Below are 24,809 nucleotides of genomic sequence, written 5' to 3'. Positions count from 1 at the left end.
TACCGGTGCGGACCGCCCGGTCGCTGGGAACCTCCACCGATCCCGGCGGGTCGCGCGACGCGGGACGTGGCGTGCCGCTACACGCGCTCGCGCGGGGCGACGCGGTCGGCGATCTTCGCCAGCGCGCCCTGCGGCGGCGCCTCGTTGTAGGCGTTCGCGAGTTCCTGCCCGGTGAGGGCGTGGATCGCGGCCATGATCTCGTCGGTCGCGGCCCGGCGGGCGCGGCCCGAGGTCGCGGCACCGTGCCGGCTGAGGTCGATCGGCTCGCCGAATCGAACGGTCACGGGGCGCACCCGCGGCATGGACGAGCCGACGGGCTGGATCTCCTGGGTGCCGATGAGGCCGACGGGCACGACGGCGGCGCCCGTCGTGAGGGCGAGCCAGGCGATGCCGGTCCGTCCGCGGTAGAGGCGTCCGTCGAGCGAGCGCGTGCCCTCGGGGTAGAGGGCGAAGGCGCTTCCCGAGTCGAGGATGCGCCGGCCCTGGTCGAGCGCGGCCTGCGCCTGGGCGCCGGCGCCGCGTTCGACGCTCACTGCGCCGATCGCGGTGAAGAACGTCCGCGACGCCCAGCCCTTCAGGCCTTTGCCGGTGAAGTAGTGCGACTTGGCGAGGAACTGCACGGGTCGCGGCGCCGCGAGGGGGATCACGATGCTGTCGACGAACGACAAGTGGTTCGAGGCGAGGATGACGGGGCCGGACCGGGGCACGTTCTCGGCGCCGGTGATCGTCGGCCGGAAGATGAGCCGGACGAGCGGACGGAGGACGCCGCGCACGAGGCCGTAGACGGGCCCGGGCTTCGACGGCGGGGACGGGACGGCGTCGGCCTCGATCTCACTCACCCTCCGACGCTACGTCAGGCCGTATGCGAGCCCCGGAATATTGGTGGGGGTCGGCAGCGGCGTGCGCGTGCGCCATCATGGGCTGATGGACACCGCATCGGCCGACGTCGTCGAACTCGGGGAGTCGGGCGTTCGCGTGCTGGTCGCCGCACTCGGCCGACGCGGCGCCGGGGTCGATTCGGTCCTCCGGGCGCACCTCGCCGCGTCGGCCGGCGTGCCGGCCGACGACGTCGAGCTCGACCACGCCTGCCCGGTGTGCGGCGTACGGCACGGCAGCCCGGTGGTCCGATATCCCACGACGCCCTCCGGCGGTCCCTGGTTCGCCGACGCGGCGACGGTCGCCGGGGTGGTCGTCGCGGCGGTCGGCACGCGGCATCCGGTCGGGGTCGGCGTCGAGGCGGCGGCCGACGGCGCGCCGATCCTGGACGCCGCGGCGCTTCACCCCGAGGAGCGCGAGCGTTTGGCGGAACTCGATGCGTCCGCCCGCGCGCTCGTGCGCGCCCAGCTGTGGGCGCGCAAGTCGGCGCTGCTCCGAGCCGTCGGGCACCTCGAGGTCGTCGAACCCTCGCGGATCGCGGTGACGATGCCCGGCGACGACCACGGCGACGCCCGCATCTCGAGGAGCGTGCCCGAGCTCGGGTCGCGCTGGGAGGACGTGCGGATCACGGATGTCGCCGTGCCTGGTCGCGTCGCGGCATCCGTCGCCCTGCTCCCGCGCCGCTGAGCGCGCGGCCTAGAGTGGCCCTGTGCGCAGCGTCATCATCCTCGGGTCCACCGGTTCCATCGGCACGCAGGCGCTCGACGTCATCCGTGCGAACCCGCGCCGCTTCGACGTGGTCGGCCTCGCCGTCGGGTCGAACCGCGCCGAACTCGAGCGGCAGGCGGAGGAGTTCGGCGTCGAGAACACCGCCGTCGGCATCGACGAGGCCGTGCAGCTCGTGCGGAGCGTCGACGCCGACGTCGTGCTGAACGGCATCACGGGATCGGTCGGGCTCGGGCCGACGCTCGCGACGCTCGAGCGCGGCATGACCCTCGCGCTGGCCAACAAGGAGTCGCTCATCGTCGGCGGCGACCTCGTCACCCGACTTGCGGCCCCCGGGCAGATCGTGCCGGTCGACTCGGAGCACTCCGCGATCGCGCAGGCCCTGCGCTCGGGCACGCACGACGAGGTCCGCCGGCTCGTGCTCACCGCGTCGGGCGGGCCGTTCCGAGGCCGCCGGCGCGAGGAGCTCGTCGACGTCACACCGGCCGAAGCGCTCGCGCACCCCACCTGGGACATGGGACTCGTGGTCACCACGAACTCCGCGACCCTCGTGAACAAGGGCCTCGAGGTGATCGAGGCGCACCTGCTCTTCGCCGTCGACTACGACCGCATCGAGGTCGTCGTGCACCCGCAGTCGATCGTGCACTCCATGGTCGAGTTCGTGGACGGCTCGACGATCGCCCAGGCGTCGCCGCCCGACATGCGCCTGCCCATCTCGCTCGGACTCGACTGGCCGAACCGGGTGGGTGCGGCCGGGAAGCCGCTCGACTGGACGAGCGCACAGCAGTGGAGCTTCGAGCCGCTCGACGAGGCGGCGTTCCCCGCCGTGAAGCTCGCGAAGCAGGTCGGCCGTGCCGGCGGCGAGTACCCGGCCGTGTTCAACGCCGCGAACGAACAGGCCGTTGCGGCCTTCCACGCGGGCCGCATCGGGTTCACCGAGATCGTCGACACGGTGAAGGCCGTCGTCGACGCGCACGAGTCGCCGTCGGGCGTGCTCACGGTCGACTCGCTCGCCGAGGCGGAGCGGGTCGCGCGGCGCGCGGCCGACCTGCGCATCGCGCGGGCGTAGGCGGGGCCCGACGACGGAGGTCGCCCCGCGGCATCCGTTCACAGTCGGCGGACAGCGCGCGCCAAGGGATCGCCCCTACGATGACGGGGTGGAATCCGTGCTCCTGTTCGTGATCGGCGTCGCCATCATCGTCGTCGGCCTCGCCGTCTCGATCGGCCTGCACGAGATCGGGCACCTCGTGCCCGCGAAGCTCTTCGGAGTCAAGGTGACGCAGTACATGATCGGCTTCGGCCCCACGATCTGGTCCCGCCGGAAGGGCGAGACCGAGTACGGGGTCAAGGCGATCCCGCTCGGCGGCTACATCGCGATGATCGGCATGTTCCCGCCCGGCAAGGACGGCCACGCCAAGGAGGACAGCACGGGCTTCTTCCGCTCGCTCGTGCAGGACGCCCGCGACTCGAGCGCCGAGTCGATCACGCCCGGCGACGAGCACCGCGCCTTCTACCGACTGCCGGTCTGGAAGCGGATCATCGTCATGTTCGGCGGGCCGTTCATGAACCTCGTGCTCGCGATCGTGCTCTTCGGCGTGCTCCTCATGGGCTTCGGCGTCGCGCAGCCGTCGACGACGATCGGGTCGGTCTCCGAGTGCGCGCTGCCCGCGACGAGTGAGCGCCAGACCTGCGAGTCGGGCGATCCGGCGGCGCCGGGCGCCGAGGCGGGCATCCGGCCCGGCGACACGATCGTCGCCATCGAGGGCGAGCCGATCGACTCGTGGAACGAGTCCACGGCGATCATCCGGGAGCACCCGGGCGACGAGATCTCGGTCGTGGTCCTCCGCGACGGCGCGGAGGTCACGCTCGCGGTCACGCCGCTGCTCAGCGAACGGTACGTCGTCGACGCGCAGGGGCAGGTGGTCACCGGGTCCGACGGCGAGCCGCTCACCGACGAGGTCGGCTTCGTGGGTATCGGGCCCGCGACGGAGACCGTGCGCCAGCCCGTCACGGCCGTGCTGCCGATGGTCGGCGAGAACGTGCAGGCGGTCGCCGGCATCATCGTGAACCTCCCGCAACGGCTGGTGGATGTCGCGAACGCGGCGTTCGGGCCGGAGGAGCGCGACCCGAACGGGCCGATCTCGGTCGTCGGCGTCGGCCGCGTCGCGGGCGAGATCGCGAGCCTCGACGAGGTGCCGATCGCCTCGCGCGCGGCGGGCCTCGTCGGCATCCTCGCCTCGCTCAACGTCGCCCTCTTCGTCTTCAACCTGATCCCGCTCCTCCCGCTCGACGGCGGCCACATCGCGGGCGCCCTCTGGGAGGCGATCCGCCGTGGCTGGGCGAAGCTGCGGAACCGACCCGATCCCGGTCCGGTCGACCTCGCCAAGCTCATGCCGCTCACGTTCGCGATGGTGATCATCCTCGGCGGCATGAGCGCGCTGCTCATCTACGCCGACATCGTGAAGCCCATCAGCGTGCTCTGATGCGCGTACTCCCGGGGGAGTAGGCGCGGGCGCATCCTCCGGCCGATCCCGCCCGACACCCCTGGGGATACGATCGGGAGATGCCCGCGCCGACCTGGGACGGCGCCGCCCCGTGGGGTGGCCGACCCGAGCGATTCCGGCCCTCGCCGACCGCGGTGCTCCTCGCCCCCGTGGTCGTCAGCGCGATCGTCCAGGTGCCGGCGGCGATCGCGATCGCGGTGTGGATGCGGCTGCCGCTGAGCGTCGAGGTCCTCTCGGTGGGGCTCGCCCTCGCGGGACCGCTGGCGCTCCTCGCGGCCCGCCGCGCGCCCGGCCCGACCGTCGCGGCCGTCACGGCTCTCGCGCTCGCCGACCTGCTCCTGCCGCCCGACGTCGGGCCGCCCTACGTGGCCCTCGCGTTCGCGATCATCCTCGCCGTCGCGCGGGGCGCGCTGGGCTGGGCGGTGGTGTCTGTCGTCACCGGCTGGGTCGCCGCGATCGTCCTGGCGGCGAGCCTCGGGCCGACGTGGCATCCGCTCCGCATCGCGGCGACGACCGCGCTCCTCGCCGCGTGCTTCGGCATCGGGACCTTCGTACGCGTGCGGCGCGAGCGTGCGCGGGCGTACCGCGCCGACCTGGCGCAGCGACGGCGGACCGCCGAGGAGCAGGAGCGGATGCGGATCGCCCGTGAACTGCATGACGTCATCGGGCACGCGCTCTCGCAGATCAACGTCCAGGCGAGCGTCGGCCTGCACCTGATGGACCGCGACCCCGACCAGGCGCGGAGCGCGCTCGAGCACGTGAAGACGACCTCGAAGACCGCACTCGAGGAGGTGCGCACCGTGCTCGGCGTCATCCGGTCCGAGGGCGTCGACGATGCTGCGGCGCCGCTCGCGCCGCAGGCCGAGCTCGCCGACCTGCCGGTGCTGGTGGCCGGGGTCGCCGCGCCCGGCTTCGAGGCCGAACTCGTCGACCGGCTCGATTCGGCACCGCCCCGTGCCGTGCAGTTCGCGGCCTACCGGATCGCGCAGGAGGCGCTCACCAACGTCGTACGGCACGCGGGGGCGTCGCGGGCGGTCGTCGTGGTCGAGCGGCTGGGCGACGACCTGCTCCTGACGGTCGACGACGATGGTCGTGGCGTCCAGGGCGAGATCGAGGGCGGCGGCATCCTCGGCATGCGCGAGCGCGCGGCGCTGCTCGGCGGCACGGTCGCCGTCGAACGTTCGCCGCGGGGCGGGACCCGCGTCACGGCGCGGCTGCCGTGGGGAGCCGGGGCATGATCCGGGTCGCGCTCGCCGACGATCAGGTGCTCGTGCGTGCGGGGTTCCGGGCCCTGCTCGAGGCCGAGTCCGACATCTCGGTCGTGGGTGAGGCCTCGACGGGGGAGGCGTTGCTCGCGCTCCTGCGAACGGAGCCGGTCGACGTCGTGCTCATGGACATCCGGATGCCGGGCGGCGACGGCCTCTGGGCGACCGAGCGGATCGCCGCCGACCCGGCGCTCGCGGGCGTGCACGTCGTCGTCGTGACGACGTTCGAGCTCGACGAGTACGTCGCCCGTGCCGTCAGGGCGGGGGCGAGCGGATTCCTCGTCAAGGACACCGAACCGGTCGACCTCATCCGCGCGGTCCGCGTGGTCGCCGCGGGTGAGGCACTGCTCTCGCCCGGCGTGACCCGGCGCCTCCTCGAGCGGATGTCGGTGGGGCTTCGCGATGCGCCCGACGCCGCCGCGCTCGCCGCGCTCACCGAGCGCGAACGCGAGGTCCTGCGGCTCGTCGGGCAGGGGCTGACGAACGACGAGATCGCCGGGCGGCTCGTGCTCAGCCCGCTCACGGCGAAGACGCACGTCTCGCGGATCATGTCGAAGCTGCACGCCCGCGATCGGGTCCAGCTCGTCGTGACCGCCTACGAGTCGGGGCTCGTCGCGCCGGGCTGGCAGTGACGGTCGCGAGCGGATGGCGCTGACCGCCGTAGCTCCGACCGGGTTCCTCCCGCGGGAGTAGGCGGAGTGCCGCCCGGCGGCGGATGCGCCGTCGATCGCCCGCGGCGAGGCTTGCTGCGACGGCTTGTTCCGGGGCCGCACGATCAAGGAGTCCCGTCATGCTCACCACCCTCGCCGCCGCGTCCGCGGTCGCCCACGCCGGCCCGTGGGGCGCCGGCTTCGGCTGGGCGTTCCTGTTCGTCCCGATCCTCTGGATCCTCGTCATCGGCCTCGTGGTGTTCCTCGTCACGCGTCGCCGGCGCGCGTGGGGCGGCGCCGACGGCCCGCCGTGGGCGCGCTCCGCCTCGGCCGAGTCGACGCTCGCCGAGCGGTTCGCACAGGGCGACATCGACGAGAACGAGTACCGCGCGCGGCTCGAGGTGCTCCGCGCGAACCGGCCGAACGGCTGACCCGCCGGGCGAAGACGGATGCCGCGGCCCGCGCCGCGGCATCCGTTCGCCTCGCACCGAGGCCGGACCGATGTCAGGCCAGTGAGCGCTCGAGCGCCGCGGCCTGGTGCCGGTGGCCGATGGTCTCGTATCCGACGATCACGACGATGGGCGAGAGCGACGTGATCACGATGCCGGTCCCGATGCTCGCGCCCGCGGCGACCGCCATGACCGCGGCGACGAGCGGGAGGATGCTGCCGACGTAGAGCAGGATGTGGAACGGGTCGAACTCCCGGAGCAGCGCGGAGTAGATCGTGAACAGCGCGGTCGAGTAGGCCGCCACCGGGACCACGACCGTGAGCAGCGCCGTCGTGTCGTCGATGTGGGCCGTGCCCTCGATCACGTACGCGGCGACGTGCAGGCCGGCGCCGGTCGCTGCGAGCGAGCCGAAGATGGCGAGGTGCCCGTAGCCCCAGACGAACCCGCGCTCGCGGTGCCGCGCGAGCACGGCGCCCGACGGCATGATGAAGTACACCCACCAGAGCCCGAACGCGAGCATGGTGCCGCCGACGGTGACGAGTACAGCCTCGACGTCCCAGCCCTGCTCCTCGACGACGGCGCTGATGGCGAGGATGGTGCCGAGCACGATCTCGCCGAGCGTGATGATGACGAGCAGGCCGTACCGCTCGGCGACGTGGTGCGGATGCCACGGGGTTCGGCCGCCGACCCGTTCCGCGATGATCGGGCCCGCCATCTCGTAGAGGACGAGCGCGATCCAGACGATGAACACGGTCGAGAGCGGCGGGTTCGCGACGAGCAGGAGGATCCATCCCGCCTGCGCCGTCGAGACGAGCACGATGTAGGCGAGCGCGGTGCGGCGGTGCGCCGGGTCGTGCCGTGCCGCGCGGATCCAGAGCGCCACGACCGCCACGCGCATGATCACGTACCCGATCACGACCACGCCGTTCTCGAGCTCGCCGCCCTCGTCGATCGAGTGGAAGGCCTGCGGCAGCCCGAGCGCGAGCACGATGACGCCGACCATCACGACCATCGTCGCGATGCGGAAGAAGATGTCGTCGTTGTCGTAGGCCGACGCCAGCCAGGTGAAGTTGATCCACGCCCAGGCGATCGCGAAGACCGCGAACACGAAGCCCGCCGTCGCCGCGGCGAAATGGCCGAGCTCGAGCAGGTGCGCGGTCTGGCTCCCCGCCGCGCTGAACGCCGCGACGAAGACGAGGTCGAAGAAGAGCTCGAGCGGCGTGGCCGAGCGGTGCGGCTCGTCCGGGTTGCGCCCGGTCATCCGGCGGAGCCGGTGGTCGAGACCCGTCGGTCGGTGCGCGTCGCGCCCCGCGGCATCCGTCGTCGTCTCGCTCATCTGCGCCTCCTCGTCGGACGGGCCCGTGCCGTGGGGATCATTCCACCACAGCACGGGCCCCCGCTGACGCGGGTCAGCGCGAGAGCAGCAGGGCCTCGCCCTGGCCGCCGCCGCCGCACAGCGCGACGGCCGCCTTGCCGCCGCCTCGCTGCGCGAGCTCTCGGGCGGCGTGCAGCGCGAGACGGGCGCCGGAGGCGCCGATGGGATGGCCGAGCGCGATCGCGCCGCCGTGGATGTTGACCTTCTCGGGGTCGAGTGAAAGGTCCTTCATCGACTGCAGCGACACCGCCGCGAACGCCTCGTTGATCTCGACGAGGTCGAGGTCGCCCGCCGTCCAGCCCTCGCGGTCGAGGGCCGCCGCGATCGCGTTCGAGGGCTGCGAGTGCAGCGAGTTGTCAGGCCCGGCGACCTGGCCGGACGCCCCGACGAGCGCGAGCCACGGCAGGCCGCGCTCCTCGGCCCAGGCGCGGCTCGCGACGACGACGGCCGCGGCGCCGTCGGAGATCGGCGAGGAGTTGCCCGCGGTGATCGCACCGCCCTCGGCGAAGGCCGGACGGAGCTTCGCGAGGGTCTCGGGCGTCGAGTCGGGGCGCACGCCCTCGTCGGTCGCGACGACGACCGTGTCGCCCTTGCGCTGCGGGATCTCGACGGGGACGATCTCGTCGTCGAACACGCCCTCGGCCTGCGCCGTGCCGGCCCGCACGTGCGAGGCCGCCGCGATCCCGTCCTGTTCGGGGCGGCCGAGGCCGTACCGCGCGTTGAACCGCTCGGTCGACGCGCCCATCGATTCGTGGTCGAACGCGTCGGTGAGCCCATCGTGCGCGGTGACGTCGAGCAGTTCGACGCTGCCGTAGAGGTGTCCTTTGCGGCTTCCGGGCAGGACGTGCGGCGCGTTGGTCATGGACTCCTGGCCGCCGGCGACGACGACCTCGGCTTCGCCCAGGCGGATCAGGCGCGCCGCGTCGGCGATCGCGACGAGGCCCGACAGGCAGACCTTGTTGAGTGTGACGGCGGGGACGCGCCACGGGATGCCGGCGGCGACCGCCGACTGCTTGGCGGGGTTCTGGCCGGCGCCGGCCTGCAGCACCTGGCCCATGATCACGGCGTCGACGTCGTCGGGGGAGACCCCGGCCTTCTCGAGGGCGCCGCGGATGGCGACGGTGCCGAGTTCGACGGCGGTTCGGCTGCCGAGGTTGCCGGCGATGCGGCCGAACGGCGTGCGGGCGCCGGCGACGATGACGACGTCGGGGAAGCTCATGACGGTGGGACTCCTTCGTCTCGATGGGGGTGCACGGGGTGGGCGCACCGATCCGGGTTGCGCGTCGTGCGCGATCGACTCTAGTGTACGTTCCTGAGACCTGAACCACCTGTCAGGTTTGACACCGTCGTCACTCAGAGAGGCTCACAGCATGCGAGTTACACCGAAGTACCTCGCGCCGGCGCTCGTCGCCGCCGCGGCGATCACCCTGTCCGGTTGCGCGCCGACCACCTCCGGGGGAGGCGACGCCGACGGGGCGGACGCCGCTCCCGTCGCGATCGGCATGATCACGTCCCAGACCGGTCCACTGGCCGCGTACGGCGAGGCCTACACCGCCGGCTTCGAGGCCGGCCTCGACTACGCCACCGAGGGCACCGGCGAGGTCGACGGCCGCGAGCTCGAGATCACCTGGGAGGACGACCAGGGCAACCCCGACACCGCGGTCGCGAAGGCCAAGGACCTCATCGGCCAGGGCACCCAGGTCCTCGCCGGCACCGTCGTCTCCGGCATCGCGACCTCGCTCGCCGAGCAGGCCGAGCAGAACGAGATCCTCTACATCTCGGGTCCCGCCGCCGCCGACGCGATCACCGGCGTGAACGACTACACCTTCCGTTCGGGCCGCCAGACCTACCAGGACGTGGCGACCGCGGGCACCTTCATCGGCGACCCCGATGGCAAGAAGGTCGTCGTCTTCGCGCAGGACACCGCGTTCGGCCAGGGCAACCTCGCCGGCGTCGAGGCCGTGCTCGGCGGCCAGGGTGCAGAGGTGCAGGGCGTGCTCGTCGCCGAGGACGCGACCGAGTTCACCCCCTTCGCGCAGCAGTTGATCGACGCGCAGCCCGACCTGATCTTCGTCGCATGGGCGGGCGCGTCCTCCGGCGCCATGTGGACCGCGCTGCAGCAGCAGGGCGTGTTCGACGCCGCGCCGGTCGTCACCGGCCTCGGCGACGTCGCGACCTACCAGGCCTACGGCGAGGCCTCGGCCGACATCTCGTTCCTGAACCACTACTTCGGCGGCGCCGCGGGCACCGAGATCGAGGACGAGATGATCACGCGCCTCGAGGAGGCGGGGGCCGTGCCCGACCTGTTCTCGGTCGACGGCTTCGTCGCCGCGCAGATGATCGTGCAGGCGGTCCGCGAGGGCGGCGACGACGTCGACGCGATGATCGACGCGCTCGAGGGCTGGACCTTCGAGTCGGTCAAGGGCGAGGTCACCGTCCGCGAGGAGGACCACGCGCTGATCCAGCCGATGTACCAGGTGAAGCTCGTCGAGGGTGCCGACGGATGGGCCCCCGAGCTCATCGAGACCGTCGACGCCGAGACCGTCGCCCCGCCGGTCGCCGGCTGAGCCGGGCCATCCGACCCGAACCGACCAGGAACCGAAGGCACTCGCGATCATGACCGACCACGCGGCGCTCGAACTCGAGCACGTCACCCTCCGCATCGGCGGCGCGCTCCTCCTCAAGGACGTGTCGCTGACGGTGCCCGAGGGCGAGATGCTCGGCGTCATCGGCCCGAACGGCGCAGGGAAGACGACGCTCTTCAACATCGTCTCCGGCGTCCTGCGGCCCAGCGAGGGCGTCGTGCGCCTCGCGGGCGCCGACGTGACCGCCCAGCCCGTGCACCGACGTGCCGCGGCCGGCCTCGGCCGCACGTTCCAGACCTCGAGCCTCTTCCCGGCGCTCGACGTGCTCGAGAACGTGCGGCTGGCCGCCCAGGCGCGCGAGGGCCGCGCGGCATCCGTGTTCCGGATCCCCCGGCGCACGGATGCCGCGACCCGGCGTGCCCTCGCGGCGCTCGAGGAGGTCGGCATGGCCCACCGGGCCGATGCCGGCGCCTCGGGGCTGTCGCACGGCGAGAAGCGCAAGGTCGAGATCGCGATGCTCATCGCGATGGAGCCCCGCGTGATCCTCCTCGACGAGCCCATGGCGGGCGTCGGCTCGGCCGACGTCCCGGCGCTCACCGAGGTCATCCGCGGGCTCCATCGCGGCGGGCGCACCGTGCTCATGGTCGAGCACCACATGGACGTCGTTCTCGGTCTCGCCGACCGGGTCGCCGTCATGCACCACGGCGAACTGCTCGCCGCCGACTCCCCGGAGGCCGTCATGGCGAACCCCACCGTCCAGTCCGCCTACCTCGGGACCGCCGCATGAGCGGGCCCGTCGCGGACGAACCCATCCTGAGCGTCCGCAACCTGTACGGCCGGATCGCCGGCCAGCAGGTCGTCGAGGACGTCTCGTTCGACGTCCCGGCGACCGGGGTCACGGCGCTCCTCGGCCGGAACGGCGTCGGCAAGACGTCGACGATCAAGTCGATCCTCGGCCTCATCGACCGGACGGGCGAGATCCGCCTGGCCGGCGAGCGCATCGACCGGGCGCCCACGCACCGCATCGTGCAGCGCGGCGTCGCGTACGTGCCGGAGGACCGCGAGGTCTTCGGCTCGCTCACGGTGGCCGAGAACCTGCGGCTCGCCGAGCGCGACCGGTCGCCGCGGCGCGAGCTCGTGGCATCCCTGTTCCCCGACCTCGAGGCCCGACGCGAGCAGCGCGCCGGCACGCTCTCCGGAGGTCAGCAGCAGATGGTCTCGCTGGCCCGCGCACTGGTAAACGAGAACCGGCTGCTGCTCGTCGACGAGCCGACCAAGGGACTCGCCCCGCGCATCGTCGACGAGGTCGCCGACGCGCTCGCCGAGGCCGCCCGCACCGCCCCGATCCTCCTCGTCGAGCAGAACCTGCTCGTCGTCCGCCGGCTCGCCGAGCGCGTCGTCGTGCTGAGCAGCGGCCGCGTCGTGTTCACCGGCTCGGCCGCGGAACTCCTCGACGATCACGACCGCGTCCAGCGCTTCCTCGGCGTGCACGACGAACGGGAGGCCGCCTGATGGACACGCTGATCCTCCTCGTCATCACCGGGCTCGGCCTCGGCGCCCTGTACTTCCTCGTCGCGAGCGGCCTGTCGCTCATCTACGGCCTCATGGGCGTGCTGAACTTCGCGCACGGCGCGTTCCTCACGATCGCCGCCTTCCTCGGCTGGGAGGCCGGGCGCCGGATCTCCGACGGCACGTGGACCGGACTCGTGATCTCCGCGCTCGTGGGCATCCTCGTCGGCGCGACCGTCGCCGTGCTCACCGAGGTGCTCATCATCCGCCGCCTCTACGAGCGGCACATCGAGCAGGCGCTCGTCACGGTCGGCATCTCGCTCGCCGCGGTCGCGCTGTTCGAGGGCATCTGGGGCACCGACCCGATCTACACCGACCGGCCCGCGTGGCTCACGCAGACGACCGAGATCCTCGGCGCCCGCATCCCGAACGACCGGTTCGTGCTCATCGCGTGCGCGGCACTGGTGCTCGGCGGAATCGTGCTCTTCCTGAGGAAGACCCGGTACGGCCTCATCATCCGCGCCGGCGTCGAGAACCGGCACATGGTCACGGCGCTCGGCATCGACGTGCGGCGCTCGTTCACGCTCGTGTTCGCGATCGGCGGCGCCGCCGCCGGCCTCGGCGGGGTCCTGGCCTCGGTCTACTACGGGTACGTCTCGGCGCACCTCGGCTCGGTGCTGCTCATCTTCGCGTTCATCGTCACCGTCATCGGCGGGCTCGGATCGCTGACGGGCGCCGCGATCGCGTCGGTGCTCGTGGCCGTGCTGCAGCAGTTCGCGAACTTCTACCTCGGCGGCACCGGCGACCTCGTGGTCGTCGTGCTCCTCGCCGCCGTGCTGCTCATCCGCCCGCGTGGACTCATGGGGAAGGCCGCATGACCGCCAAGTCGCTCCGCCTCGTCATCGGCGGCATCCTGCTCGTCGTCGCGCTCGCAGTCCTGCCGCTGCTCGCGATCGACATCCCGGGAGTTCTGCCCGGCCCGACCTACACGCCCGGCACGCTCCAGCTGCTCGCGTTCGCGCTGCTCATCGCCGCCCTCGCGCTGACGTACCGCATGATGTTCGGCCTCGCCGGGCTCCTGTCGTTCGGCCATGCGCTGTTCTTCGCCGCGGGCGCGTACGGGCTCGCGATGACGCTCGAGGCGTTCGGCCCGGCGGAGTGGCCGAGCGCGCTCGTCTTCACCGTCTCGATCGCCGTGACGCTCGTCCTCGGGTTCGTGCTCGCGGCGACCGTCGGCGCGCTGGCGCTCCGGGTCACCGGCATCTCGTTCGCGATGGTGACCCTCGCGTTCGCCCAGGCGGGCTCGGTGCTCATCCGCCGGAACCCGGGCAGCGCGACCGGCGGCGACGAGGGCCTCGCGCTCGACACCTCGAACGTCCCGCCCGAGCTCGTCGGCGTCGTCGACACGCGCAACCTCTACTGGGTGGCGCTCGGCATCCTCGTGCTCGTGTACCTCATCGTCCTCTGGGTCGAGAAGAGCCGGGCCGGCCACGTCGCCGAGGCGATCCGCGAGAACGAGCTGCGCGTGCGGGTCATCGGCCTGCGGCCGTACAACGTCAAGCTGCTCGTCTTCATCGCCGCGTCGGTGCTGGCGTCGGTCGCCGGCATGGGGTACCTGCTGCTGCAGTCGGGTGCGGCGCCGCGCATCGCGACCGCCGACTTCACGCTGACGCTGCTCGTCATCGTGGTGCTCGGCGGAGTGGGGGCGCGCTGGGGCGCGATCGTCGGCGGTATCGTCTACACACTGCTCGACCAGCGCCTCACGGCGCTCGCCGGGTCGGACGCGATCGCCGCCCTGCCCGACATCCTCCGGGTCCCGCTGTCCGAGCCGCTGTTCATCCTGGGCACGCTGTTCGTGCTCGTGGTGCTGTTCCTGCCGGGGGGCATCGCGGGGCTGCCCGCCCGCATCACGACGGGCCGCAAGCAGCACCCGGCCGAACCGGAGGAGACGGTCGATGCCTGACGGAGCCTGCACCCTGGGGCGCTGGACCTCGGACCGCGCCCGCACGACCCCCGACGCGATCGCGATCGACGACCGCGGCGTCGCGATCACGTACCGCGAGCTCGACGAGCGCGCCGGGCGGCTGGCTGCGGCGTTCCGCACGGCGGGGTACGCGATCGGCGACCGGGTCGCGACGATCACCGGCAACAGCGCCGACCACGTCGTGCTGTTCTTCGCGTGCGCGAAGGCGGGGCTCGTGCTCGTGCCGCTGTCGTGGCGGCTCTCGCCCCGTGAGCTCTCCGAGCAGCTCGAGATCGCCGATCCGGTGCTGCTCCTCGTCGAGGACGAGTTCCAGACGCTGTCGCGGGCGACCCTCGGTCGGCTCGCGCAGCGCATCCCGGTCGCGGCGCTCGGCGCGCACGGCGTCGAGCGGCGGGTCCCGCATCCGGGCGCGCGCGGCGAGACCCCGTCGACCCGCACCGACGTGCGCGACGACGACACGCTGCTCATCGTCTTCACCTCGGGCACGACCTCCAGGCCGAAGGGCGCGATGCTGACGCACGCGAACTGCTTCTGGACGAACCTGTCGCTGTCGAAGACGATCGCGATCGCCGAGCACGACGTGGTGCTCGCGGTCATGCCCCAGTTCCACGTCGGCGGCTGGAACATCCAGCCGCTGCTCGCCTGGTGGTCGGGCGCGACCGTCGTGCTCGAGCGGACCTTCGACCCGGGGCGCGTGCTGCGCCTCGTCGCCGAGCGCGGCATCACGACCATGATGGGCGTCCCCGCGAACTACCTGTTCCTCGCGCAGCACCCCGACTTCGCACACACCGACCTCTCCCGGCTCGGTCACGCCGTCGTCGGCGGCGCGCCGATGCCACCGGCGCTGCTGCGCACCTGGCACGCGCGCGGCGTCGCCCTCACCCAGGGCTACGGCCTCACCGAGGCGTCGCCGAACGTGCTGTGCCTGCCCGACCGCGAGGCGCGCGAGCGCGTCGGGTCGGCCGGACTGCCGTACGCGCACGTCGACGTCGAGGTCGCCGATCCGGCGACCGGCGAGCTCCTCGAGGGCGCGGCCGAGGGCGAACTGCTCGTCTCGGGGCCGGGCGTGTTCGCCGGCTACTTCCGCGATCCGGATGCCACGGCCGCGGCACTCCGCGACGGGCGACTGCACACGGGCGACCTCGTGCGTCGCGACGCGGACGGCTACTTCACGATCGTCGACCGGCTGACCGACGTGTACATCTCCGGCGGCGAGGGCGTCTCGCCGGCCGAGGTCGAGTCGGTGCTCATCGCGCATCCCGCCGTCGCCGACGTCGCGGTCGTCGGCGTGCCCGACGACCGCTGGGGCGAGGTCGGCTCGGCCTGGGTCGTCCTCCGACCGGGTGCGATCACGGATGCCGCCGAGCTCGCCGAGTTCGCCCGCGGCTCGCTCGCGGGCTACAAGGTCCCGCGCGACATCCGCTTCATCGACGAGATCCCGCGCTCGACGGCGGCGAAGACGCTCCGCCGGGTGCTCGCCGAACGGGCCGCGCGCCTCCGCGAGGCCGAGTCGACGACCGCTGCCGCGACCGCCGAGGGGGTGGGCGCATGAGCGCCGCACCGCGCACCGCGCGCGGCGAGCAGACCCGCCGGCGGATCCTCGAGGCCGCCGAGCACGTGTTCGCCGAGCACGGCTACACCGAGTCATCCGTTTCGCGAATCACCGAGCGCGCGGGCGTGGGCCAGGGCACGTTCTACCTGTACTTCGATTCGAAGCTCGACGTGTTCGACGAACTCGTGGAGGACCTCAACCAGCGCGTGCGGCACGCCATGAGCGAGGGCGCGCGCGGCGCGACGAGCCGGCTCGAGGCCGAGCGCGAGGGCTTCGCGGCGTTCTTCCGGTTCACCGCCGAGCACCCGGCGCTCTACCGGGTGGTCCGCGAGGCGGAGTTCGTCTCGCCGGGCGCGCTGCGCCTGCACTACACGCGCATCGTCGAGGGCTACATCGACGGGCTGCGACAGGCGCAGCTGGACGGCGAGATCTCGGACATCGACCCGACCGTGGCCGCATGGGCGCTCATGGGCATCGGCGAGATGATCGGCATGCGCTGGGTGCTCTGGGGCAACGGGGCGGGCGGGCCCGGCGACGACGCCGACCCGACCGCGTCGGGCACCGACGCGGTTCCCGAGCACGTGCTCGACGAGATGATGCGATTCATCGGCGGCGCCCTCGGACGGGGCGATCGCCGCAGCGAAGGGGAGGACTCATGACGGGACTGGCCGGATCGACGGCACCGGGCCGATCGACGGCTCTGGCCGGACGCCGCGCGATCGTCACGGGTGGAGCGAGCGGGATCGGGCTCGCGTGCGCCGAGGCGTTCGCCGCGGCGGGCGCGCACGTGACGATCGCCGACCTCAACGGCGAGGCGGCGACCGCGGCGGCCGAGCGCATCGGCGGCGAGGCCTGGCAGGTCGACCTCGGCGACACGGCGGCGCTCGCCGAACTCAGCCTCGAGGCCGACATCCTGGTCAACAACGCGGGGATCCAGCACGTGCGGCCGATCGAGCAGTTCGAGCCCGAGCGGTTCTCGCTGATCCTGCGGATCATGCTCGAGGCCCCCTTCCTGCTCATCCGCGCCGCCCTGCCGGGCATGTACGAGCGGGGCTGGGGCCGCGTGATCAACCTCTCGAGCGTGCACGGGCTCCGCGCCTCGCCGTTCAAGTCGGCGTACGTCGTGGCGAAGCACGGGCTCGAGGGGCTCTCGAAGGTCACGGCGCTGGAGGGCGGCCCGCACGGCGTCACGTCGAACTGCGTGAACCCCGGATACGTGCGCACGCCCCTCGTGGAGAAGCAGATCGCCGACCAGGCGACCGTGCACGGGATCCCCGAGGAGGACGTCGTGGAGAAGGTCATGCTGACCGAGTCCGCGATCAAGCGGCTCGTCGAGCCCGCCGAGGTGGCGAGCCTCGTCGGCTGGCTGGCGAGCGACGACGCCCGCATGGTGACCGGCGCGAGCTACACCATGGACGGCGGATGGAGCGCCCGATGACCGGCACGGAATTCTCGACGCCGGTGCCGTGCTCGGCGCCGGTCCGCGGCGGCCGCCTGGCCGGCGGGCAGTGGCGAGCGGATGCCGCGGGGACCCCGATCCTCGCCGTCCACGGCATCACCGCGAGCCACCGGGCCTGGCACCACGTCGCCGATGCGCTGCCGGGGCGCCGCATCGTCGCGCCCGACCTCAGGGGTCGCGGCCGCTCGGCCGACCTGCCGGGCCCGTGGTCGCTCCGCGACCACGCGGACGACCAGGTGCGACTCCTCGACGCGCTCGGCATCGAACGGGCGTTCGTCGTCGGCCACTCGATGGGTGCCTTCGTGACCGTCCGCCTCGCGGCCGCGCACCCCGACCGGGTCGCCGGCGTCGTGCTCGTCGACGGCGGGCTGCCGATCCCGCACCCGGAGGGCCTGCCGCCCGAGGAGGTCGCCGCGGCCGTGCTCGGCCCGGCCATCGCCCGGCTCGAGATGCGCTTCGCCGACGGCGCGGCCTACGACGAGTTCTGGAAGGCGCATCCGGCGATCGGACCCGCCTGGGACGAGCGCGTCGCCGACTACGTCGCCTACGACCTCGTCGGCGCCGCGCCGGAGCTGCGTTCATCGTCGGTGCCCGAGGCCGTCGGCGAGAACGTGCTCGAACTCGACGGCGGCGACGGCTACGTCGACGACCTCCTCGCGCTTCCGGCACCGGTCGACTTCCTCCGCGCCGAGCGCGGCCTCCTCGACCAGCCCGAAGCCCTGTACCCTCGCGAGCGGGTGGCGGCGTTCGCAGAACGGATGCCGGCGCTCCGCGTCACCGAGGTCGCGGGGCTCAACCACTACACGATCGTCATGACGGATGCCGGCGCGGCCCAGGTCGCCTCGGTGGTCGCGCCGCGGCTCGCCGAGGCCGACGCCGCGGCATCCGTCGGACATCGCTGACGCGAACGCCGTCACTGACAAGGAGGTCACACGATGACATTGGACAAGACCGTCGGATCGGCCGCGGAGGCCGTCGCCGACATCCCGGACGGCGCGTCACTCGCCGTCGGCGGGTTCGGGCTCTGCGGCATCCCCATGGTGCTGATCCAGGCGCTGCTCGAGCGGAAGGTCGGCGACCTGTCGGTCGTCTCGAACAACTGCGGCGTCGACGACTGGGGCCTGGGCGTGCTGCTCGGCGCAGGCCTGATCCGCAAGATGACCTCGTCGTACGTCGGCGAGAACAAGGAGTTCGAGCGGCAGTACCTCTCGGGCGAGCTCGAGCTGGAGCTCACCCCGCAGGGCACGCTCGCCGAGAAGCTCCGCGCCGGCGGCGCCGGCATCGCCGGGTTCTTCACGCAGACCGGCGTCGGCACCCAGGTCGCCGAGGGCGGCCTGCCGCAGAAGTACGCGGCCGACGGGTCGATCGCGATCGCGTCGAAGGCCAAGCCCGTGCAGACCTTCACGGTGCGCGGCGAAAAGCACGAGTTCGTGCTCGAGGAGGCCATCACGACCGACTTCGCGCTCGTGCACGCGCTGAAGGGCGACCGGCACGGCAACCTCGTCTTCGACAAGTCGGCCCGCAACTTCTCGCCGCTGTGCGCGATGGCCGGCCGCATCTGCATCGCCGAGGTCGAGGAGCTCGTCGAGCCGGGCGAGATCGACGCCGACGCCGTGCACCTGCCGGGCATCTTCGTCGACCGCATCGTCGAGGTCGGCCGCGACATCGAGAAGCGCATCGAACGACGCACCGTGCGAGAGGAGAACTGAGATGGCGCTCACCCGCCTCGAGATGGCCGCGCGCGCGGCGAAGGAGCTCGCCGACGGTTCGTACGTGAACCTCGGCATCGGCCTGCCGACGCTCGTGCCGAACTACGTGCCCGACGGCGTGACCGTCGTGCTGCAGTCGGAGAACGGCATCCTCGGCGTCGGGCCGTACCCGACCGAGGACCAGGTCGATCCCGACCTCATCAACGCCGGCAAGGAGACCGTGACGGTGCTGCCGGGCGCGGCGTACTTCGACTCGGCGACGAGTTTCGGCATGATCCGCGGCGGCAAGGTCGACGCGGCCATCCTCGGCGCCATGCAGGTGTCGAAGGACGGCGACCTCGCGAACTGGATGATCCCGGGGAAGATGGTCAAGGGCCCCGGCGGTGCGATGGACCTCGTGCACGGCGCCCGCAAGCGCATCGTGCTGATGGAGCACGTCGCGAAGGACGGCTCGGCGAAGATCGTCGACTCCTGCTCGCTGCCGCTGACCGGCAAGGGCGTCGTCGACCGGATCATCACCGACCTCGCCGTCATCGACGTGACCCCCGAGGGGCTCAAGCTCGTCGAACTCGCCCCCGGGGTGAGCGTCGAGGAGGTCGTGGAGAAGACCGAGCCCGCGCTCGACACCACGGGCGTCATCGCCCTGGTGGTCGAGTAGGCCCGCCAGCCGTTCCTGGTGGTCGAGTAGGCCCGCCAGCCGTTCCCGGTGGTCGAGTAGGCCCGCCAGGGCCGTATCGAGACCCCACTTCGCGAAAGGACCCGTCATGGTCGATCACATCCTCCCCGGCATCGTGGTGCACGAGCTCGCGACGCCGCGCTACACCGCGCAGGTGCTCGAGCGTCCGGCCGCGGACGCCGACGCCCCGCGCGCGACCGTGCTGTTCGTGCACGGCAACGTGTCGTCGTCGCTGTTCTGGCAGCCGACGATGCTCGCCCTGCCGGCCGACGTCCGCGCGCTCGCCGTCGACCTTCGCGGATTCGGCGGCAGCGAGGTGCGCCCGGTCGACGCGACGCGCGGTCTCGGCGACTACGCCGAGGACGTCGCGGCCGTGGTCGACGCGCTCGGGCTCGACGAGGTGCACCTGGTCGGCTGGAGCATGGGCGGCGGGGTCGTGATGCAGGCGCTCATCGAGCACGAGCTGCCCGTGGCATCCGTCACGTTGGTCAACCCCGTCTCGCCCTACGGCTTCGGGGCGACGGATGCCGCGGGCCGCCTGCTCACACCGGATGCCGCGGGCTCGGGCGGCGGGGGAGCGAACCCCGACTTCATCGCCCGGCTGCGTGACGGCGATCGGACCTCCGACGCGCCGTCGTCGCCGCGCTCGGTGTACCTCGGCACGTACGTGACGCCCGGGTTCGCCTCAGAGCACGACGACCGCTGGGTCGAGTCGATGCTCACGACCGCGATCGGCGAGGACAACTATCCGGGCGATGCGCAGCCGTCGGAGAACTGGCCGGGCTTCGCGCCCGGGACGCGGGGCGTGCTCAACACGATGGCGCCGACCCGGTTCGACGTCAGCGGCATCGTCGACCTGGAGGCCAAGCCGCCGATCCTGTGGATCCGCGGTGCGAACGACGTGATCGTGTCCGACACATCGCTCTTCGACCTCAACCACCTCGGCGCGCTCGGCGTGATCCCCGGCTGGCCGGGCGAGGACGTCGCACCTGCCCAGCCGATGATCGCCCAGACCCGTGCAGTGCTCGAGACCTACGCCGGGCGGGGCGGCACGTACCGCGAGGCCGTGTTCGAGGCGAGCGGGCACTCGCCGCTCCTCGAGGAGCCCGAGCGGTTCGTCGCCGAGCTCGTCCTGCACGTCGTCGGCGAGGGCGGTTCGGAGGGCTGAGTCGCCGGTCATGGCGAGAGTCGTGATCGAGTCGTGATGCGGGGGTGCGCCCACGGGCGCACCCCCGCTGCCATGCTGGAGCCGGCGGTTCCCCACCTCCCTACCTTCGATCGAGGAGCAGCCATGACCCGACGCGCGTCCCCACGCGACATCCCTCCGACGCTCGGCGGAGGACCCGGCAGGATCGATCGGCGCCGAGCGGTGCGCGTCGCGATGGCCGGTGCGGTCCTCGTGCCCGTCGCGGCGCTCCTCGGCGCGTGCGCCGCGACGCCGCCGGAGGCCACGGCGCCGCCGTCGGCGACCGCGGACCCCGCCGCCTCGACGCCGCCCGCAGGAGCGGGGGAGGTCGACGGCGAGGCGACGGTCACCACGATCGTGGCCCGTCCCGAGGCGGTGGAGCTGCGCGACGCCGCGGGCGCCGTCGTCGAGGAGTACGCCTACCTCGACGACCCTGCCGAGGTCGTGAGCGCATTCACCGAGCTGGTCGGGACCACCCCGATCGCGGAGGACCACGAGGGCAGCAGCCATTTCCCGCCGAACACCTCGTACCGCTGGGAGGGGCTGGTGCTCTGGGAGCAGCGCCACGTTGACCGGTGGGAGCCGGTCGAGTACTCGATCACGAACCCGCGGTTCCTCATCGAGTTCACGAGTCCGAGCGCCGTCGGCGTCGAGCTCACGACGGAGCAGGGCATCCAGGCGGGCGATCCATGGTCCGACGTCCTCGAGGAGCCGGGCCTCGTGACGAACCCGACGGGCTGTTCCGGACCATACGTGGACTTCGTCGAGCTGACGGGGGTGAACGTCGACGGAGGCGCCTACTCGATCCCGATCGTGGTGGACTTCCGTCCGACGGCGGACGAGGCCCTCGTCGCGCGCGTCGGCGCCCCGGTCCCGTCCACCGAGGAGTGCGCGTGAGGCGCACTGCCCACGCGCCAGTCAGTCGGGCGGGGCGCACGAGCCATCCGTTCGATGGAGGCCCCGCCCAGCGGCCCGGCCGTAGACTCGAAGACGTGCCTGCTGTGAATCTCGGAATGCCCAAGGTCCCCGAAGTCCTGGCCCCCCGACGCAAGTCGCGCCAGATCAAGGTGGGCAAGGTGCTCGTCGGCGGCGACGCCCCGGTGAGCGTCCAGTCGATGACCACGACGCCGACGCCGAACATCAACGCGACCCTGCAGCAGATCGCCGAGCTCACCGCGTCGGGCTGCGACATCGTGCGCGTCGCGGTGCCGAGCCGCGACGACGCCGAGGCGCTGCCGATCATCGCGAAGAAGAGCCAGATCCCGGTCATCGCCGACATCCACTTCCAGCCGAACTACGTCTACGCGGCGATCGACGCGGGCTGCGCGGCCGTCCGCGTGAACCCGGGCAACATCCGCAAGTTCGACGACCAGGTCGCCGAGATCGCGCGTCGCGCGAAGGCGGCGGATGTCTCGATCCGCATCGGCGTGAACGCGGGCTCGCTCGACCCGCGCCTGCTGCAGAAGTACGGCAAGGCGACGCCCGAGGCGCTCGTCGAGTCGGCCGTGTGGGAGGCGAGCCTGTTCGAAGAGCACGACTTCCACGACTTCAAGATCTCGGTCAAGCACAACGACCCGATCGTGATGGTGAAGGCCTACCGCATGCTGGCCGAGCGGGGCGACTGGCCGCTGCACCTCGGCGTGACCGAGGCCGGGCCCGCGTTCCAGGGCACGATCAAGTCGGCGACCGCGTTCGGAATCCTGCTCTCGGAGGGCATCGGCGACACCATCCGCGTCTCGCTCTCGGCGCCGCCGGTCGAGGAGGTCAAGGTCGGCCTGCAGATCCTGCAGTCGCTGAATCTCCGCGAGCGCAAGCTCGAGATCGTCTCGTGCCCGTCGTGCGGCCGCGCCCAGGTGGACGTCTACAAGCTCGCCAACGACGTCACCGACGGACTCGAGGGCATGAGCGTGCCGCTCCGCGTCGCCGTCATGGGCTGCGTCGTCAACGGCCCCGGCGAGGCGCGCGAGGCCGACCTCGGCGTGGCATCCGGCAACGGCAAGGGGCAGATCTTCGTCAAGGGCGAGGTCATCAAGACCGTGCCCGAGGCCGAGATCGTCGAGACCCTCATCGCCGAGGCGAACCGCATCGCCGACGAGATGGGCGTGGACGCCCCGGTCGGGACTCCGACGGTCGTCACGTCCTAGCCGAGCGGATGCCTCGCGGCCACTGCCGCAACCCCTGTCCGCGCCCGGCCGCCGGACGTAGTCTGTCGGGCAGCGGCGCCCGGCAGCGGTGCCGTCGGAGGGGGAGACCATGAGCGGCGATGGATACGAGTACCCGGACGAGGCGGGCTACCCGGACGGCATGGGCACGCTGCACGAGGGCACCGACGACACCGAGGCGGCGGACGGCGACGTCGCCGACCAGGCGGACACCGTCGAGACCGAGCTGAACGAGTTCGCGATGGAGGATGAGGAGGACCTCGACGGGAACGTGTGATCTTCGGGGCGGCGTGCCGGCCGTTCGTGCTGCGCGCGGTTGCGGCATCCGCCCTGCATAGAATCGTCGGGTGCCCACACGCCTGACGAACTTCTTCCTCCGCACGCTCCGCGAAGACCCCGCCGACGCCGAGGTCGCGAGCCACAAGCTGCTCGTCCGCGCCGGCTACATCCGGCGCCAGGCGCCGGGCGTGTTCGCGTGGCTGCCGCTCGGCCTGCGCGTGAAGGCGAAGATCGAGCGCGTCGTCCGCGAGGAGATGGAGGCCGCCGGCGCGCACGAGGTGCACTTCCCGGCGCTCCTGCCGCGCGAGCCCTACGAGCAGACCGGCCGCTGGACCGAGTACGGCGACGCCCTGTTCCGGCTGAAGGACCGCAAGGAGGCGGATTACCTGCTCGCGCCGACGCACGAGGAGGTCTTCACGCTGCTCGTGAAGGACCTCTACTCGTCGTACAAGGAGCTGCCGCTCACGATCTACCAGATCCAGGACAAGTACCGCGACGAGGCACGCCCGCGCGCGGGCCTCCTGCGCGGGCGCGAGTTCACGATGAAGGACGCGTACTCGTTCGACGTCTCCGACGCGGGACTGGACGCGAGCTATCAGGCGCAGCGCGACGCGTACGAGCGCATCTTCAACCGGCTCGGCCTCGACTACGTCATCGTGAAGGCGGATGCCGGCGCCATGGGCGGCTCAAAGAGCGAGGAGTTCCTGCACCCGACCCCCGTCGGCGAGGACACGTTCGTCCGGTCGGCGGGCGGCTACGCCGCGAACGTCGAGGCGTTCACGACGACCGCGCCCGAGCCGATCCCGTTCGACGGACTCCCCGCCGCCGAGGTGCTCGACTCGCCGAACACGCCGACGATCGCCACGCTCGTCGACCTCGCGAACCTCGAGTACCCGCGCCCCGACGGCCGCGACTGGACCGCGGCCGACACCTTGAAGAACGTCGTGCTCGCGCTGACCCACCCCGACCACACGCGGGAGATCGTCGTCGTCGGCATCCCGGGCGACCGCGAGGTCGACGCCAAGCGCGTCGAGGTGGCGTTCGCGCCGGCCGAGGTCGAGGCGGCGACCGAGCAGGACTTCGCGAAGAACCCGGGCCTCGTCAAGGGCTACATCGGCCCGTGGTCGCCCGAGGGCGCCGTGCTCGGCGCCGAGTCCTCGACGGGGATCCGCTACCTCGTCGACCCGCGCGTCGTCGACGGCACCGAGTGGATCACGGGCGCGAACCTCGACGAGAAGCACGTGTTCGGGCTCGTCGCCGGACGCGACTTCGTCGCGGACGGGACGATCGAGGCGGCGAACGTGCGCGAGGGCGACCCGGCACCGGACGGCTCGGGGCCGGTCGAGCTCGCGCGCGGCATGGAGATCGGCCACGTCTTCCAGCTCGGTCGCAAGTACGCCGAGGCGCTCGGCCTCAAGGTGCTCGACGAGAACGGCAAGCTCGCGACCGTCACCATGGGCTCGTACGGCATCGGCGTGACGCGCATCCTCGCGATCATCGCCGAGCTCCACAACGACGACAAGGGCCTCGTCTGGCCCGCCTCGGTCGCGCCCTTCGACGTGCACGTGCTGGCGACGGGCAAGGACCAGGCGGCGTTCGAGGCCGCCGAGCGCGTCGTCGCGGACCTCGAGGCCGCCGGGCTCGACATCCTCTTCGACGACCGGCCGAAGCTCTCGCCGGGCGTGAAGTTCGCCGACGCCGAGCTCATCGGCGTGCCGACGATCGTGATCGCCGGTCGCGGAGTCGCCGACGGCGTCGTCGAGGTCTGGGATCGCGCGACGGGCGAGCGCACGAGCGTGCCGATCGAGGGCGTGCGCGCGGTGCTCGGGCGCTGAGCGCCTCCTGACGCGGCGAGGGCCGGTG

25 protein-coding genes are annotated in these 24,809 nt (G+C 72.3%); 22 read left to right on the top strand and 3 right to left on the bottom strand.

What is annotated here, in order from left to right; translation table 11 throughout:
- Positions 1-77: 77 nt before the first annotated feature.
- Positions 78-839, bottom strand: a complete 762-nt coding sequence (locus GJ743_RS10295) for a lysophospholipid acyltransferase family protein (protein WP_376861875.1) — start codon at positions 837-839, stop codon at positions 78-80.
- An 85-nt stretch (positions 840-924) separates the two neighbouring features.
- Between GJ743_RS10295 and GJ743_RS10290 the strand changes: the two genes are divergently transcribed.
- The 6 genes from GJ743_RS10290 (at position 925) to GJ743_RS10265 (ending at position 6,452) form a co-directional block, all read left to right on the top strand.
- Positions 925-1,563, top strand: a complete 639-nt coding sequence (locus GJ743_RS10290; RefSeq protein WP_155051836.1) for a 4'-phosphopantetheinyl transferase family protein — start codon at positions 925-927, stop codon at positions 1,561-1,563.
- Between the two features lie 22 nt (positions 1,564-1,585).
- Positions 1,586-2,671, top strand: a complete 1,086-nt coding sequence (gene dxr, locus GJ743_RS10285; protein ID WP_328289045.1) for a 1-deoxy-D-xylulose-5-phosphate reductoisomerase — start codon at positions 1,586-1,588, stop codon at positions 2,669-2,671.
- Positions 2,672-2,759: 88 nt separating this feature from the next.
- On the top strand, positions 2,760-4,085 hold the full coding sequence (locus tag GJ743_RS10280) for a M50 family metallopeptidase (RefSeq protein WP_328289044.1): 1,326 nt from the start codon (positions 2,760-2,762) through the stop codon (positions 4,083-4,085).
- Between the two features lie 80 nt (positions 4,086-4,165).
- The gene (locus GJ743_RS10275) at positions 4,166-5,344 is read left to right on the top strand and encodes a sensor histidine kinase (RefSeq protein ID WP_155051835.1); all 1,179 of its coding nucleotides are present in this window, start codon (positions 4,166-4,168) and stop codon (positions 5,342-5,344) included.
- Positions 5,341-6,003, top strand: a complete 663-nt coding sequence (locus GJ743_RS10270; protein ID WP_155051834.1) for a response regulator transcription factor — start codon at positions 5,341-5,343, stop codon at positions 6,001-6,003. Before GJ743_RS10275 ends, GJ743_RS10270 begins: the two co-directional genes overlap by 4 nt.
- Before the next feature lie 158 nt (positions 6,004-6,161).
- Entirely contained in the window at positions 6,162-6,452 is a 291-nt protein-coding gene (locus tag GJ743_RS10265; protein WP_155051833.1) for an SHOCT domain-containing protein, read from the top strand.
- A 73-nt stretch (positions 6,453-6,525) separates the two neighbouring features.
- Here the strand turns inward: GJ743_RS10265 and GJ743_RS10260 are convergent, their stop codons facing one another.
- Both GJ743_RS10260 and GJ743_RS10255 read right to left on the bottom strand, forming a co-directional pair.
- The gene (locus tag GJ743_RS10260; RefSeq protein WP_230386705.1) at positions 6,526-7,806 is read right to left on the bottom strand and encodes a low temperature requirement protein A; all 1,281 of its coding nucleotides are present in this window, start codon (positions 7,804-7,806) and stop codon (positions 6,526-6,528) included.
- A gap of 73 nt (positions 7,807-7,879) precedes the next feature.
- Entirely contained in the window at positions 7,880-9,064 is a 1,185-nt protein-coding gene (locus tag GJ743_RS10255) for an acetyl-CoA C-acetyltransferase (RefSeq protein ID WP_155051832.1), read from the bottom strand.
- 151 nt (positions 9,065-9,215) lie between these two features.
- On the opposite strand from GJ743_RS10255, the gene GJ743_RS10250 reads away from it, so the two are divergent.
- From GJ743_RS10250 to GJ743_RS10175, 16 genes are all read left to right on the top strand, one after another.
- On the top strand, positions 9,216-10,412 hold the full coding sequence (locus tag GJ743_RS10250) for a substrate-binding domain-containing protein (RefSeq protein WP_155051831.1): 1,197 nt from the start codon (positions 9,216-9,218) through the stop codon (positions 10,410-10,412).
- A gap of 49 nt (positions 10,413-10,461) precedes the next feature.
- Positions 10,462-11,217: an ABC transporter ATP-binding protein gene (locus tag GJ743_RS10245; RefSeq protein ID WP_155051830.1), complete on the top strand. Its 756-nt coding sequence runs from the start codon at positions 10,462-10,464 to the stop codon at positions 11,215-11,217.
- The gene (locus tag GJ743_RS10240; RefSeq protein ID WP_155051829.1) at positions 11,214-11,942 is read left to right on the top strand and encodes an ABC transporter ATP-binding protein; all 729 of its coding nucleotides are present in this window, start codon (positions 11,214-11,216) and stop codon (positions 11,940-11,942) included. Before GJ743_RS10245 ends, GJ743_RS10240 begins: the two co-directional genes overlap by 4 nt.
- Positions 11,942-12,817 (top strand): branched-chain amino acid ABC transporter permease, encoded by an 876-nt coding sequence (locus GJ743_RS10235; protein ID WP_155051828.1) that lies wholly within the window; start codon positions 11,942-11,944, stop codon positions 12,815-12,817. Before GJ743_RS10240 ends, GJ743_RS10235 begins: the two co-directional genes overlap by 1 nt.
- Positions 12,814-13,902 carry a branched-chain amino acid ABC transporter permease gene (locus GJ743_RS10230; RefSeq protein WP_155051827.1) on the top strand — a complete coding sequence of 363 codons (1,089 nt, stop codon included), beginning with the start codon at positions 12,814-12,816 and terminating at the stop codon, positions 13,900-13,902. The genes GJ743_RS10235 and GJ743_RS10230 overlap by 4 nt, the downstream gene beginning before the upstream one ends.
- Positions 13,895-15,475, top strand: a complete 1,581-nt coding sequence (locus tag GJ743_RS10225; RefSeq protein WP_155051826.1) for a class I adenylate-forming enzyme family protein — start codon at positions 13,895-13,897, stop codon at positions 15,473-15,475. Before GJ743_RS10230 ends, GJ743_RS10225 begins: the two co-directional genes overlap by 8 nt.
- The gene (locus tag GJ743_RS10220) at positions 15,472-16,134 is read left to right on the top strand and encodes a TetR/AcrR family transcriptional regulator (protein ID WP_155051825.1); all 663 of its coding nucleotides are present in this window, start codon (positions 15,472-15,474) and stop codon (positions 16,132-16,134) included. Before GJ743_RS10225 ends, GJ743_RS10220 begins: the two co-directional genes overlap by 4 nt.
- A complete protein-coding gene (locus GJ743_RS10215; RefSeq protein WP_155051824.1) occupies positions 16,131-16,913 on the top strand; it encodes a 3-hydroxybutyrate dehydrogenase in 783 nt (260 codons plus the stop codon). The genes GJ743_RS10220 and GJ743_RS10215 overlap by 4 nt, the downstream gene beginning before the upstream one ends.
- Positions 16,910-17,836, top strand: a complete 927-nt coding sequence (locus GJ743_RS10210) for an alpha/beta hydrolase (RefSeq protein WP_230386704.1) — start codon at positions 16,910-16,912, stop codon at positions 17,834-17,836. Before GJ743_RS10215 ends, GJ743_RS10210 begins: the two co-directional genes overlap by 4 nt.
- 33 nt (positions 17,837-17,869) lie before the next feature.
- Entirely contained in the window at positions 17,870-18,643 is a 774-nt protein-coding gene (locus tag GJ743_RS10205; RefSeq protein ID WP_155051822.1) for a CoA transferase subunit A, read from the top strand.
- A 1-nt stretch (position 18,644) separates the two neighbouring features.
- Complete coding sequence (locus tag GJ743_RS10200; RefSeq protein ID WP_196216977.1) at positions 18,645-19,301, top strand: CoA transferase subunit B; 657 nt, start codon at positions 18,645-18,647, stop codon at positions 19,299-19,301.
- A 106-nt stretch (positions 19,302-19,407) separates the two neighbouring features.
- Positions 19,408-20,487: an alpha/beta fold hydrolase gene (locus GJ743_RS10195; RefSeq protein ID WP_155051821.1), complete on the top strand. Its 1,080-nt coding sequence runs from the start codon at positions 19,408-19,410 to the stop codon at positions 20,485-20,487.
- Between the two features lie 123 nt (positions 20,488-20,610).
- On the top strand, positions 20,611-21,402 hold the full coding sequence (locus GJ743_RS10190) for a hypothetical protein (RefSeq protein WP_155051820.1): 792 nt from the start codon (positions 20,611-20,613) through the stop codon (positions 21,400-21,402).
- Positions 21,403-21,518: 116 nt separating this feature from the next.
- Positions 21,519-22,649: a flavodoxin-dependent (E)-4-hydroxy-3-methylbut-2-enyl-diphosphate synthase gene (gene ispG / locus GJ743_RS10185; protein ID WP_155052013.1), complete on the top strand. Its 1,131-nt coding sequence runs from the start codon at positions 21,519-21,521 to the stop codon at positions 22,647-22,649.
- A gap of 109 nt (positions 22,650-22,758) precedes the next feature.
- On the top strand, positions 22,759-22,944 hold the full coding sequence (locus GJ743_RS10180; RefSeq protein ID WP_155051819.1) for a hypothetical protein: 186 nt from the start codon (positions 22,759-22,761) through the stop codon (positions 22,942-22,944).
- A gap of 70 nt (positions 22,945-23,014) precedes the next feature.
- Positions 23,015-24,781 carry a proline--tRNA ligase gene (locus GJ743_RS10175; protein WP_328289043.1) on the top strand — a complete coding sequence of 589 codons (1,767 nt, stop codon included), beginning with the start codon at positions 23,015-23,017 and terminating at the stop codon, positions 24,779-24,781.
- Positions 24,782-24,809: the final 28 nt, after the last annotated feature.

It is taken from the genome of Agromyces bracchium (assembly GCF_009709675.1).
Classification (GTDB): Bacteria; Actinomycetota; Actinomycetes; order Actinomycetales; family Microbacteriaceae; genus Agromyces; species Agromyces bracchium.
This window is presented reverse-complemented; position numbering and strand designations above follow the sequence as displayed.